The following is a 14,245-nucleotide window of genomic DNA, read 5'->3' on the forward strand; positions in this document are numbered from 1 at the left end:
TATGCCGAGAAAGAAAGTCACTGACGCAGTTCCCTCTGAGGAGCTCCCCGCCGCCCTGCCTCAACCCGGGCAGCCCGGAGACGAGGCTTCGGTTTTGGCATCGGAAGGCTTCTCTGCCGACGAGGCCCCTGAATACACCGAACAAGAAGCTCCGTCCCCAACCGTGCTGGCAGAGGACGCTGCAATCACCGCCAAGCCTGCGGCGGACGCTATCGGCGCAATCCCAATCGACCCACCGGCTGCTTCTGCTGAACTCCTCACTGAAGCTCCCGCGGACGAAGGAGTGAGTTTCCCTCCGTTTGAGGGCTTCGATCCACCCTCGGAACCGGCAGAGCCTGGCGCAGAGGAAACCGAGCGGCTGGAGAGCGGCGATACCTCTACTCCCCCAGTCGAGAATCTGGACGACCTTTTATCTGAAGCGGGATCACCAGCCGAGAACAGCAGTCTCAGCCTCATTGAGACAGCTGCTCCCCTCCCCGTTCCGCAGGCCCCCGACCTTGAGCAAGCCGCATCTGCTGTGAAAACCAGGCGGCCTGCTCAGCGCAGAAAGGCCGCAGACGCAGACCCTGCCGCTCAGGTCGTCTCCCGGCTCAACGCTTCCGGCATTCTCCCCATCGACGCGAAATCTCAGGTTGAAACCCCGGAGAACTTTGAGGACACCATCTGGCACGAGATCCGCAACGCCTACCGCACCCGCCGTATCCTGACCGGTACGCTGGGAGGCGTTGAGCAGAGTCAAGATGGAAAATCTCTGGTCATTGTGGAGTATAAGGGCTTCCGCATCGTCATCCCGGCCCGGGAGATGATGCTCGTCCTGGAGAGCCGCCCCTCCGACAACACCTATGCCAATCTCATGCGCAGGCAGAACCAAATTCTGAGCGCCATGATGGGCGCTGAGATTGACTTCATCGTGCGTGGCATCGACAACAAAACAAGGAGCGTTGTGGCAAGCCGAAAAGAGGCCATGCTGAAAAAGCGCCAGATCTTCTATCTGGACACGGACCAGACGGGCTCTTACCGGATTTATGAGGGTCGGCTTGTCCAGGCCCGTGTCACCGCGGTGGCTGAAAAAACGGTCCGCATTGAGGCGTTTGGCGTGGAGTGCCCCATCCTGGCGCGGGATCTGGCTTGGGACTGGATCGGAGACGCCCGTGACCACTTCAATGTGGGCGACCGGATCGTAGTCCGCATTCTGTCGGTGCAGCGCAACAGTCTGGAGGACATCTCCATCCAGGCCGATGTAAAGAGCGTGTCCAACAACACCGACCAGGACAACCTGAAGAAGTGCCACGTCCAGGGAAAATATGCCGGAAAGGTCACAGATGTCCATAAGGGAATGGTGTTTCTCCGCCTGACCAACGGCGTCAACGCCATTGCTCACGCCTGCCTGGATCGGCGCATGCCAGGGAAAAAAGACAGCGTCAGTTTTGTGGTTACCCATTTGGATGCAGAACGAGGCGTCGCTCTGGGTATTATCACAAAAATCATCAAACAAAACTTGTAAAGGAGCAATCCCATGAAGCGTATGAGTCATATCGCGCTGGGCCTCTTGCTGATTCTGTCCCTGACAACCAGCGCATTTGCCGCTGAGGTACCGGAAGATTTTGTCATAGAAAATCTGAACGGCCAGCAGCGGTTGGTGAAAACCTATGTACTCCCCCCCGACGTCGATCCGGCAAGCCTTCAGGAGCAGTCCATCGACTATGACGGCTATCACTATACCTGGGCCTATACCACTAAGGAGGAAGAACCGTATCTGGAGACGAAAACTGTCACCGAGACAGTGACGGTCGAGACCGCCTCCAAAAATCTGACGGACATTCTGACTGCGCTGGAGCCCAGCATTGCCTACGACGACGGAGAGTTTACAGGGGTTTTGGCCCTTGACCACACCACTCTGGTCACAGAGGCTGCCGGTTACACCACCAAATACAGTACAACCACAGAAACAAAGGTTATTGGAAATCTGGACCGAAATGACATGTCCTATGTACCGGCAACCACAGTCAAAAACGGGAAGACGCTCTCCCTCGTAAGTGTCGAATGGCAGGTCACCGGCACTGATCTTGTCGGCGAGGCGCTGGTCCCGTCCCGGTACCAGGCCGTGGCCACTTATTCCGCCTCCAGCAGTTACCAGGCGGCGACCGGCTACGTCACCACTGCGGAGTATACCGGGGAAGTGACCGCGGAGGGCATTGACTACATCACCTATACGGTCGTATATACCGGAACCGAAATCCTGCCGGAAGCGGCTGGCGGTCTGCTGGGCGGTCTGTTCAGCGGAAACACCTCGCCTCTCCTCCTGCTGCTTTTACTTCTGCTTCTTGCGGCCGGCATTGCCGTGTTGGCTATCGTTCTTTTTAAGCGCCGCAAGAACGTCATGGTCTATGTACCCGGTGACAACCCCCGGGACTACAAATTGGTCGATAAATTCCGGGTGCAGGCCGAGCAGCCTGAGATCGACATCTCCGGACTGGCTCTCGCAAAAGAGAGCCTTGTCGCAGTGGAAATCAGCCGCTCCCTGACGAAAAAGCTGGTGGGCCAGACTTTCATCGTACATCATGCCTTCGGCACCCATCAATACGCTGTCACTCAGGGATCTACAGCGGACTGGCATGAATTTATTCTGAAGGAGGAGGAAGCTCCATGCGAAAAAGAAGAAGCAGCAGCCTCTGCGGGCTGATCCTTGCGGCGATGCTGTGCGCTCTTCCGATGACTGCGCAGGCCGCCGACTACGAGTTTGTGACAGACGGAACTCCGGAATACTACGGCTCCACATCCTACGAGGATGTCTACGGCTCTCAGTATAACTACGGCGGCCCGAACATTGTGGACTATCGGGTCCCTGAACTGGAGTACGGTGTCCTCTCCACCACGCAGACCGGCGTGATGGAGAAAGCGCTTCTTCCCGGACTTCAGGCTACCGTGGCCACAGCTGACGGATCTGGCAGCTATGGGATCAGCAGCGGCGGCGGCTCCGTTATCCTGCCGGGCATTGAAACCGGCGGCATTCAGACACCCACGCTCCCTGCGTTCCCCCAGTACACGGAACTGACAGATGATTTTCTGCTCTCCAACGGCGCCATCGGCAAGGTATCCATTCCGGCCATCGGCGTCAAAAACTACTACCTCTGGGAGGGCGCGACCACATCCAGCATGAACAAGGGGCTGGGCCACTTCACCAGCACCAGCGTCTGGGACGGCAACGTAGGTCTGTGCGGACATAACCGCGGCGCAAAATATGTTATTGGAGCCATTAAAAATCTGGAGGAGGGAGACACCATCACCTACACCACCTCCGCCGGAACCAGGACCTATGAAGTGGAGACTGTGAGGAAGATCGCAAGCAACGATTGGAGCTATCTGGAGCCGACTGCCGATAACCGGATCACGCTCATCACCTGTGTCGCCGGGGATTACAGCGTCCGGTGGTGCGTCCAGGCGGTCGAGCGATAAAGCAATTTCTGTTGAAAAAACGGTGTGACCTGCGTATAGGACTGATAAAAGCTGAAAGGAAGATGTTTATGTACCGGTCTATCGCAGTCACATGCGCCGCCGCAGCGCTATTCTATGCGGCATTACCCGTCCGCACTTCCGCCTACTCCTGGACAGAGGCAGAGAAAGCTGTGCTCTATCTATCCGAGCGCAGCATTATGGTTGGTGACAGTTCCGGAGATATGCGGCTGAATGATACGCTGAGCCGGTCGGAACTTGCTGTTATTCTAACCAGGATCTCAGATGAAGGAAGCGCACTTGCAGATTCCGAGGACTACTATTCCAATCTCTGTGCGTTTGGAGACGTCCCTGCGTGGGCGAGGCCCTATGTCGGCTACTGCAGCGTCTCCGGCCTCATGATCGGGTATACTTCCGATGTATTCGGAGCCACAGATCCTGTCACAGTTCCTGACGCCTGTACTGTAGCCCTTCACTGTTTGGATTATCCCACTCATCTGTGGGACTACAGCAGCTCGGTTCAGACCGCACTGGAGCTGGGCCTTCTGCCTCAGGAGGCTGTGCTCTCTCCCGAAATATCACGAGGAGATATCGCAGTCATGCTCTATCGTATGCTAAGCGGCACCCAGACAGCAGCGCCCGGCACATCAGCTTCAGCCGGCGGATTTTTGGTCAATGGAAAACCAATCACAGAAGAGAACGTATTGGAGCTTCTGAGGGAGCTTGAGACTCGTTGGCCAACCGGTACCCTATGGGGCACACATGATACGCCGAACACAAACAAAAATGAGGTGCCCTGCACGCAAGCGCGGAACATCATGAATCAATACAGGCTCAGTGAGTATTACGGCTGCAGCGGGTATGCCGCTATGGTCAGCTCCCTTATTTTCGGGGACAGCTCCAACCCAGGCCGCCGCCTGGATGATTTGTCTCAGATCCGGCCTGGCGACATCATCTTCCGCGTGCATAACGAGACCGGAAATGTCTGGCATGTCGTTGTGGCACTTGAGTCGCCAAATGAAAACCATGCATTTCATGTCACGGAAGGGAACGTGGGAGCGACTGTACAGTGGCCTGACCAGACCAGCTCATACGGCCGCAATAACTTAGACAGTTTTGGAGGTGATGGAAAGACATATCATCTGGAAGTTTGGACTCGTTATCCGGAGGGTATTCCTTTTACCGGCAGTGCCAACGCATGGCCCACTGGAAACACGTGAGCCAAATCTTCTATTTAGGATTGCACAAAAGTGCAATCCTTTTTTTGTTTCTAATGCCAAATGAATAGGAGGAAACTCAATGCGCAGCCATTTACGAGCACATTGGAAACACGCCGTCTCCTGTCTCATGACCGTGGTGATGATGGTTGGAATGCTCCCAACCACAGCATTCGCATTAAGCGAATCCAATCATCAGGCAGAGGCGGTATCCACTCCCGCCGGGAGCTTTGAACTAACCCCAGCCGGCACCACCGCCTGGAATGGCGGTGAGGAGCCCATGACCGTCTACTCCAGCCAGACTGGGACCGCCCAGGAGGCAGAAATCCCAGCCGGAGAGTCCTTTGCCCTGCTGGAGGACAGCGGCGGAGACCGCCTGACGATCGGTTATTCCGAAGGCGGCTGGACGGGCAGCACTCTGGAGGATACCGGCTGGGTGGACAAAGCTGATATCTTGGTCAACCTTCCTGATTTACTGCCCAGCATTGCATACATTCGAATGAATGCAGAAACGCAGTTCAATTCCCGCTTGACCCGGTTCGAGTCCGTCATCCCCTGTCCCTACGGGGAGGCGGAGCGCCTGGCACGACTTCAGGCGGAGGCCATGGACTCCGGTGAGACCTTGGTGGTCCGCATGGATGGACAGACTGTGACAATCAGCCGGGCTGTAGGAGACCCCGCCAGTTTGGAGGAATACAGTCTGGATGGAGAAACTTATCAGAAGTACGGAAAGTGGACAGAAAAGGACCCGGCTGAGGACAGTATGAGCAGCATCTCTGCCTATCAACTGCCCTATAACATCAAAACGGCGTACAGCGCTGATCCCAGTATTACCCTGGGCATGTTCGCGCCTCAGCCGACCAAGCCGAACCAGGCTCCATCTAATGTCACCCCCACCGGAGATGTGGGTGCCTATAACCCAGGTAGCCCCGGCGGACAGAAACCCCACACCTCCAACGTGGCATGGGCCATTGATCCAGAAAGAACATTTTTGCGCTTCACGCTCATCGAGTTCCCACAGGGGGTCGTCACGGACCTGAACACCATGGACTGGGATACCTGGCACGTGGTCGGAACTCCTCTCAACGTGGTGTGGAGCAACGGCTGGTCGGCGGAGCAGTGCCGCAGCGACATCACCTGGTACAACTCCAGCGCCATGCACTATAACGGCATGGGCTCCAACGCCCCCCAGCTGATGGCCGGCACTTCGGTGAGCAATGGCGTTTATTCCTACGACGCCACGGTGGGTTACAACCAGCGGTGGGTAACCACCGCCGATGAGTTCCAGGCAGAGACTGGAATCACGGACCAGCAGAAGGAGCAGATGTTCCACCTGAACTCCGATTCCTGGTCTACCGGCTGGCTCAACGGGGACTACACCTCCATGTGGGGAACCGATCCCCAGTCCGTTACCCCCGGCAACCTCTATCAGGTGTATAAGGCAAACAGCGCATTTCTCTACTTATTAGGCCGCCTGACGGAGACAGACAACCACGCCGGCGGCTCCAACCCCGGCTGGAGCGCAGACGAGGCCATGGAAAAGTGGTCTGAATACATTTTCGACGAAAGCGGTAATCTACGCACCACATACCGCATCATTGTGGAGACTGGCATGATCCTCCGGGACCCGGACGGCGGCCGCAGAGCCTACACTCTGCGGGACATGATGGCCTACAGTCTCTACAACAACGAGGCGTCTGAGCGGTATAACCTGATCTGGGACCAGTCCTCCACCACCGTCAACATGGCCCAGTGGATGCGGCAGGCTAAGACACAGTTTTTGGAGTATCCTCTGGATGAGAACGGCACCCCCACCGGGGAGGAACTGGTTTCCACCAACGGCTTTGCCGAGTGCGACAGCTATGTGGATACCATTCAGTATGCCCGGCCCATCCGTGACACGATTTTCTCCGAGCGGAACTCCTTCGGTCTGCATATTTTTTCGCCCTTTAGTTTTGAAAAGGACGAGCTGGCCAACCTGTCCCTGGAAGTAACAAAAAAGATCGGGGAAGGCATTTCCTCCGATCAGACTTGGGACTTCACTGTCACCTATACTTCCGGCCAGCCCAACAGCTTTACCGCAACGAAAAATGACGCAGATTTTACTTCTCAGATCACAGAGACCGGTTCAGGCCTGAAATTTACGCTGAAAGGCGGCGAAACAGTCCACATCGACTTCGATGCCGATCCTTCGTTCCGCTTTGAAGTCACAGAAGACGATCCATCTCTGCTGACCGATATCAGCGGTTCCGGCGGCACAGCCGACCTCTCCGGTAAGAAATTTATCAGCAGCGGCGGAGCCTCCAAAGTAACCTTCACCAATGGAGACGAGACGGAAAATCCGCCTGATCCCCCTAATCCCCCTACACCAGGCAAGTCTATTCTGTTTAAGCGTGACGCAAATACCAACGAGGGGGTTGGCCCCGCTACCTTCAAGTTCTCCTCTGTGACCAATGGGGACTACGAGTTTGACACCGATGAGAACGGCGTCCTGGAGTCCATCCAGTGGTGGGACCCCACCGAGGGGGAAGGTAAGTACATCAAACCCGGCGAGTACACCGTGACGGAACTGATCCCGCCCCCTAACTACATGCCCTCGGACGAAGTTCAGCAGATCAAGCTGGAGCTGGACGAGAACGGCGATCCCATTCCCGCCGGCCCGCTGGTGTTCCAGAATTTGGAGAAGGTTGGTCTGCGGGTGTTGAAGTACGATCAAGAGAGATCCCCCATGAGCGGCGTCACCTTCGAGATCTATCGGGACGGAACTTCCATTGGCCGGTATGAGACGGACGGAAATGGGGAAATCCTCCTCACCGGCATCGAGCCCGGAACCTATCGGGCCGTGGAGGTGGATACCGGTGACGAGAGCCACCTTTTAGACGGCAGCTATCAGGAAATTGAGCTTGCCGCCGGCGAAGGTGTGAAAGATCTGATCTTCTTCAATGACTTGAAACCCGGCATGAAGCTGGTAAAGGTGGACAGCGCTGACCCCAGCAAGACCATCTCTGGCGCGGTATTCGAGATTCGCGCGGTGGACGGGAGCTACGGTCCCCAGCAGTTCACCACCGATTCCAATGGTGAGATCGACCTGAGCAACCTGCCCGAAGGCTCCTATATGGTGACGGAGCTGGAGTGTGAGGGATATGTAATCGACGATGCCCAGCGGATCATCCACCTCCGGGCCAACGATACCGCCGAGTTTGTCTTTACCAATACCCAGAAGCCCGGTTTGCGGCTGATCAAAACCAGCGCGGACGGCTCCCCGATGAAAGGGGTCACGTTCCGTATTGCTCGAATCGAGGACGGCAGCCGTTATCTGGACCGCACTACCGATGAGAATGGCGAAATTCTGGTCTCTGATCTGGAGCCCGGTATTTATTCCGTCACAGAGACTGCTACCTTGCCGGACCACATTCTGGACACCACGGAGTACCATGTGGAGCTGTCCCCCGGCAGGACCTCGGAGCTGCGCCTGACCAACGACAAGCGGCCCAGTTTGACGATCCACAAAAGTGACGCCGACACTGACGAGCCTGTAGCCGGGGCTGTGTTCACAGTCAAAGCGGCAGATGGCAGCACAGTCACTGAGGTGACCACCGGAACGGATGGCACCGTAACCGTGGAAAATCTGCTTCCCATTGTCTATGAGGTCATCGAGAAAAGCGTCCCGGAGCCCTACCTGCTGGACGCTCCCAGCCAGCTGATTACGCTCCAGCCCAACTGGGACTCTGATATCTATTTCGAAAATCATAAAAAGCCGACGCTCACCATCCAAAAAATAGACAGTATCACCGGCAGTCCAATTCAGGGGGCCCTGTTTCAGGTATGGTACGGCTCCAACAGTACGTCCACCGGAGAGTTGAATGACCTTGGCACCCATTTTACTGATGAAAATGGGCAGATCATCATGGAAGGCCTGCGTGACGGCTGGTACCGGGTAACAGAGCTGGAGCCGGCCCATGGATATACAATCAAAGACCCTGCCACCCAAGAGTTCTATATCGAAGGCGGCGGTAACAAGACGGTGACCTTTGAAAATGTTCCGCTTAACGCCATCATTGTAGAAAAATACGACAGTGTGACAGGCGAAGCCTTGCCCGGCTGTACGTTCCAGCTTCGCTACTTGGCTGGAGCCAGCGGAACCGGCGGCACGGTCATCGGCCAGAAGACCACCGGCGGCAACGGGACCGCCATTTGGACCGGTCTTGAACCTGGCACCTACATCGTCGAGGAGGTTGATCCCGCGGACGGATACAGCATCATCCAGTCCTCTGAAACTATCTACCTGGCGGACAGCGGCGAGCAATCCGTTGTGACCGTGCGGTTTGAAAATATGCCGGACGGGAGCCTCCTGATCCGCAAAGTGTGCTCCACCAACCCCAGTGTGACTCTGTCCAATGCAGAGTTCAAGATTATGTATGCGGACGGGACTCTCATCGGCGACAGTAACGGTATCTACCGGACCGATGAGAACGGAGAAATCCGCATTGAGGGCCTGGCCCCCGGCAGAAGCGTCATCGTTACCGAAACACAGGCGCCTCCGGGATTCTTGATCGACACCCAATCCCAGACCATCCAGATTCGAGAGGGTCGGACGGTCAGCCTTACCTTTGCTAACCAGCCCAAGGGTGAGTTGATCATCCAGAAGCGGGACAGCGCCACAGGCCGGTTGCTCTCCGGTGCCCAGTTCAGAGTGACTACGGCGGGCGGATGCGAAGTCGGCTTGGACGGGGTGATCGGCGACAGCACCCTCACTCAGAACGGAATTTTCACTACTGATTCGTCAGGCGAGATCCACATCACCAACCTGGCCCCCGGCGCTTATGTGCTGACGGAGATCAAAGCGCCGGACGGCTATGTGATGGACGCTCCCTCCACCAACGTAGTCATCGGGGAGGGCGGAGACACCCAGACGGTGGTCATCACCAACTCCAAGGCGGGCAGCCTGATCATCGACAAACGGGATTCCCTCACTGGCGAACCCCTGGAGGGGGTCACTTTCAAGGTAACTACCTCCACCGGTGAGTATGTACCAGATGAAAATGGCTACATCTCCAGCAACGGTATCTACAAGACCGACAAGGATGGCCTTATTCAGATCGACGGGGTGGTGGGCACCCTGGTGGTCACGGAGGTGGAGACCATCCCCGGCTATACCATCGATCCTTCCTCCCAGACCCAGACCGTGGTGGTACATCCAAACGATACCCAAATTTTGTATTTCACCAACACCCCCAGCACTACCTTGGTCATTGAGAAGTACATCGAGGGCACGACTACTCCTCTGGAAGGTGTTACTTTCTTGGTCACGGACAGCTCCGGCGCGGTGGTGGGGCCCTCCAACGGCGAGTACATCACCGACGAGAACGGCCGCATTGTGATCACTGATCTGGAGCCGGGCACCACCGTCACCGCCAGGGAGATCAAGACCCTGGAGGGATATGTCCTGGACACCGCCCCAAAGAGCATTGAGATCAAAACGGGCGAGGTTCAGACGCTCCGATTCTACAATGAGGCCAAGGGCACCCTGGTTATCCGGAAACTGGACTCCGTCACGAAGGAGCCGCTTTCCGGGGTTGAGTTTGAACTGACCTATGCAGACGGCGGCTATGTGGATGACGCCAACGGCCACCTGTCCTCTAAGGGTCTCTACACCACTGACCAGAACGGCGAGATCCGCATCTCCGGCGTCACGGGGACCATCGTGGTCAAGGAAACCAAGACCATTGAGGGCTATACTATTGACGAAGCCACCCGGACCCAGACGGTCGAGGTAAACCCCGAGGATACACAAACGCTGACGTTCTATAATGACCCCATTGGCGGCGTCGAGATCATCAAGATCGACGCGGATGACACCAGCGAGCGCATTCCCGATGTGACATTTGAGATCCGGAAGGTCGACGATGAGCTGATCGACACCATCACGACAGACAAGAATGGCCGCGCTTTCTTAGCTCTTGAGGATGGCGCCTATTATGCTGTTGAAATCGAGGCGGCGGACGGGTATCAATTGGATGATGCTCCCCATTATTTTGAGGTTGAGGATGGCAAAACTGTGGTCCTCAAGGTGGAGAACAAAGGCTTCAGCGGTATCATCATCCACAAGGTCGACAGCGTCACCGGAGAGGGCATCTACGATGTAAAATTCCTGCTGTATGACGCCAATAAAAATCCCATTGGGGAGTACACCACCGACCAGAACGGCTACATCTATATTGATGAGGCACTGGCGGAAGGAAAGGGCCGCTTCTACATCCGCGAACTTGAGGCAGCCGAGGGCTATGAGCTGGACGAAGAATATAAAACCGTCTATGTGAAGCCTGGCCACACCATTGAAATCGAGTGGGAGAATGTGCCCATCACCGGCCAGATCCAGATCTATAAGTATGCCGAGGAGTATAACGCCGTGACCGGCACACCCGCCGGTTCTCCGCTGGAGGGCGCGACATTTGAGATCGTCCAAGAGCGCAGCGGGCGGGTAGTGGATTACATCACGACCGATGCCAGAGGCGTCGCTGCGTCCCGTCCCCTCCCTCTGGGCCGCTATAAGATCCAGGAAGTGTCTGCGCCGGCCTACTGGCAGGTAGATCCCACCGTCCATGATGTCACCTTGGAATTTGCTGGGCAGATTATCAAGCTGTCCGCGTTCGACAAGCCCTCCAATCTAGGTGTGACCATCACCAAGCGCGGCAACGCGGAGGTTCTTGCCGGCCAGACGATGCGCTACGACATCACCGTGGCAAACACCTCCAATGTGGCGCTGGAGAACTTCTATTGGCACGACAAGATCCCCTACGACATTGCCCGAGCCACTACCCTGACCACTGGTACCTACAGCGCCCGGCTCAACTACCGAGTGCTCTATGCGACCAATTACACAGCGGACTACCAAGTGCTGGCTTCCAATTTGCTCACGACCAATAACTACAGTTTCAGTCTGAACGCAATCCCCATGCAGGCCGGCGAAGTGGTCACCGATATTATGTTCGACTTTGGTAAGGTACCGGTTGGTTTCCAAAGCGTCACAGGGCCCACCCTGAGCGTCATTGTCAACGGCAACGCAGTCAACGGCTATCAGCTGGTCAACCGTGCGGATGCCGGCGGCAAGTACCAGGGAACCTGGCAGACTGCCCAGGCAAGCTGGGGCACCATCATCCGTAAGTATACCACCACGCCCACCCTACCCAAGACGGGCTATTGAGCGGCGGAGCGGATCGTACAGACAAACGATTTCGCCTGATCGCAGTTCCATATGGCAGGGTGCTCAACACTGCCGCGGCCCCCCCAACGGGGGCCGCGTGTTTTCTTTGAATAAGCCGCTATCTGGCCATAAAGTCGTTCTTTTATCCACGAAGCTCTGTTCAGGGCCCCTTGTGACACAATCACATTGTAATTTTCACACATTTCTCCTAAAGGCAGCCGCCCGCTCCCAGTAGAGTTCCCGGAGCGGGCAGCTGTCTGCATATGGCTTTGAATAGCAAATTGGAAAACAATTTTCAGTCAAAATCAAGTAAGGGCCCTGGTCCGGTTTGCAGATTTTAAGAAATTATAAGATTTTTCCGCGCCGTTCCATGATATAATTTAACCTCACTCGCAGAACCCCGATCTATTTGTTTCCAAATACAAGCACCTGGAGGTTAGCTATGGAACGAATGTCCAAGGATAAAATGCGAATCATGATCATAGATGACGACGAAGAGATCAGAGAGGTAATCTCGGTCCTCCTCTCTAATGAGGACTATGAGGTTATTGAAGCCGCTTCCGGCGAAGAAGCTCTGACCCGGTTAACCGCAGATATAGATCTTGTCATTCTGGACGTCATGATGTCCGGCATGTCTGGATACCAGGTGGCACGGGTTATTCGCGAGACTTCAAATGTTCCGATCCTGTTTTTAACCGCAAGGACTCAGAGTTCCGACCTAGTACTGGGTTACTCCTCTGGCGGCGATGACTATTTGGCAAAGCCATTCTCGTACCCTGAACTTGTTGCACGGGTCAAAGGGCTGCTGCGCCGATATACTATTTATCAAGGGAAAAAGGTTCCGACCAGAAAAACTGAGTACATCGAATTTGAGAACCTGCGGGTTGATTGCTGCCGCAACATGGCCTGGAAACGCGGAGAGGAGCTTAATCTGACCTCTACGGAATACCGCATCCTGCGCTTGCTGCTGGCATATCCCGGCCAAATCTTTTCTGCGCAGAATATCTATGAAAGTGTGTGGGAAGAACCTTTCTATTCAGGGGACAGCAACTCGGTCATGGTAAGTAACAAAAAAAGGGACGAAAAGACTTATTATGTTACACTGCGTATCGGAAAAATGTTATACTGTGATATGGATAGACCAATCAGCAAAAAGGTTGCCGAGGAAATCCTACTTTGCAATAAATCTTCTGTTGGCACTATGGCAATGAGCAGCGTTAAAGCAAAGGAAGTTGCTTCCCCTTATTTGAGACGTGATCCTATACATAAGCCCGGCGGGCCAGGCTACTTTCCTCATTACCATCCAAAAAAGGCGCAGAACGCACACAGTTGGTATTTAATCAAGTAGTTTGAACAGGCTTTTTTGAAGGAGTATCAATGAAAAAACGATATATTCTTTACCAGTCTTTTTTTGATAACACAATCACCGAAGATAACATTCCCGATGATGTAGACGATATAAAGACTGTCTCACAAGAAAATTTTCGAGTGCTTCTTGATCTTTGTTTTCAGTATGCAGATGTTTTTTCGCTTACGGACTACCCTCCCGAACACAAAGGTATCAAAAACTATATTGATGCGCTTATTCCATTTCAAGTGGATTCCTTATTTCCGAATGAATGGTTTTATGAGCGCGCTATTGGTGAGCCCTTTCACGTTCGCATCTATAGCGCAACAGAAAAAGCAAAAGAGATCCTACTTGAAACTGTTGAAGATTTGTTTCTTACACCCAAGAATGGGAAAGCCGTTTTTGTGAATGATCTCTGCTTTTTCCGAAACGGCAAGGCTTTTTTAGGTACTGTAACACACGAATATTACTGCCTTGTTTATTGTCCAGATTATAAGTTCGAGCGTAAGCTTAAAAGCACAGGGCGGTGGATTGAAGTGACTGATCCCTGGTCTGAACCATTTCAGTTTACAGCGAAATGATACGTAACGAAATATCCTCTGATAGAGAAAACCTACTATGCCATGATCTGTAATATTGATGCGGATGAGCAGAACGTTCTCTTCCTTGACATAGACAAGATCAATCAAATTTTTGCACAACTTATAATCCCCCCAGAAGGCAGTGGTCTACTGCACTTCTGGGGGTTCTTTATTCTAAAAAAATCGTTCAGTATAGGATGCAGAAAACTTCTTCCGCACTACAGACAAACGCCGCCACTCAGGTCCCGCTCCGTTTTTGAGAGAACATTCAGCCTTCATATATTAAGGGTGCTTGTTGTATTCGTCCCCCTAACCTGCAGAATAGAAAACTTTTAAGTCCAATGGTATTAAGTCAAGAGGGTGATTCACGGAAACAACAGAAGAAAACGCCATAGGAGAGCTATGTGAGCAGCCAAAAGGCAACACCAACCAAAGCCCTGCC

7 protein-coding genes are annotated in these 14,245 nt (G+C 54.4%); all 7 read left to right on the forward strand.

What is annotated here, in order from left to right:
• Position 1 precedes the first annotated feature (1 nt).
• The 7 genes from B5F19_RS08755 (at position 2) to B5F19_RS08785 (ending at position 13,803) form a co-directional block, all read left to right on the forward strand.
• Entirely contained in the window at positions 2 to 1,504 is a 1,503-nt protein-coding gene (locus B5F19_RS08755) for a S1 RNA-binding domain-containing protein (RefSeq protein WP_087289721.1), read from the forward strand.
• Between the two features lie 12 nt (positions 1,505 to 1,516).
• Complete coding sequence (locus B5F19_RS08760) at positions 1,517 to 2,683, forward strand: hypothetical protein (RefSeq protein WP_087289722.1); 1,167 nt, start codon at positions 1,517 to 1,519, stop codon at positions 2,681 to 2,683.
• Positions 2,647 to 3,456: a class D sortase gene (locus B5F19_RS08765; protein WP_242972756.1), complete on the forward strand. Its 810-nt coding sequence runs from the start codon at positions 2,647 to 2,649 to the stop codon at positions 3,454 to 3,456. Before B5F19_RS08760 ends, B5F19_RS08765 begins: the two co-directional genes overlap by 37 nt.
• Positions 3,457 to 3,524: 68 nt before the next feature.
• Positions 3,525 to 4,673, forward strand: coding sequence for an S-layer homology domain-containing protein (locus B5F19_RS08770; RefSeq protein ID WP_087289724.1), 1,149 nt, complete (start codon positions 3,525 to 3,527; stop codon positions 4,671 to 4,673).
• A 79-nt stretch (positions 4,674 to 4,752) separates the two neighbouring features.
• Positions 4,753 to 11,874, forward strand: coding sequence for a SpaA isopeptide-forming pilin-related protein (locus tag B5F19_RS08775; protein ID WP_242972757.1), 7,122 nt, complete (start codon positions 4,753 to 4,755; stop codon positions 11,872 to 11,874).
• A gap of 442 nt (positions 11,875 to 12,316) precedes the next feature.
• A complete protein-coding gene (locus tag B5F19_RS08780) occupies positions 12,317 to 13,222 on the forward strand; it encodes a response regulator transcription factor (RefSeq protein ID WP_087289726.1) in 906 nt (301 codons plus the stop codon).
• A gap of 29 nt (positions 13,223 to 13,251) precedes the next feature.
• Positions 13,252 to 13,803: a hypothetical protein gene (locus B5F19_RS08785; RefSeq protein ID WP_087289727.1), complete on the forward strand. Its 552-nt coding sequence runs from the start codon at positions 13,252 to 13,254 to the stop codon at positions 13,801 to 13,803.
• The last annotated feature ends 442 nt before the right edge of the window (positions 13,804 to 14,245 follow it).

The sequence above is a fragment of the Pseudoflavonifractor sp. An184 genome (genome assembly GCF_002160305.1).
Lineage (GTDB): Bacteria > Bacillota > Clostridia > Oscillospirales > Oscillospiraceae > Lawsonibacter > Lawsonibacter pullicola.

Bases quoted from the DNA above. Each gene is read 5' to 3' on its own strand.
- B5F19_RS08770 (WP_087289724.1), top strand. From the start codon at position 3,525: ATGTACCGGTCTATCGCAGTCACATGCGCCGCCGCAGCGCTATTCTAT.
- B5F19_RS08785 (WP_087289727.1), top strand. From the start codon at position 13,252: ATGAAAAAACGATATATTCTTTACCAGTCTTTTTTTGATAACACAATC.
- B5F19_RS08755 (WP_087289721.1), top strand. From the start codon at position 2: ATGCCGAGAAAGAAAGTCACTGACGCAGTTCCCTCTGAGGAGCTCCCC.
- B5F19_RS08760 (WP_087289722.1), top strand. From the start codon at position 1,517: ATGAAGCGTATGAGTCATATCGCGCTGGGCCTCTTGCTGATTCTGTCC.
- B5F19_RS08775 (WP_242972757.1), top strand. From the start codon at position 4,753: ATGCGCAGCCATTTACGAGCACATTGGAAACACGCCGTCTCCTGTCTC.
- B5F19_RS08765 (WP_242972756.1), top strand. From the start codon at position 2,647: ATGCGAAAAAGAAGAAGCAGCAGCCTCTGCGGGCTGATCCTTGCGGCG.
- B5F19_RS08780 (WP_087289726.1), top strand. From the start codon at position 12,317: ATGGAACGAATGTCCAAGGATAAAATGCGAATCATGATCATAGATGAC.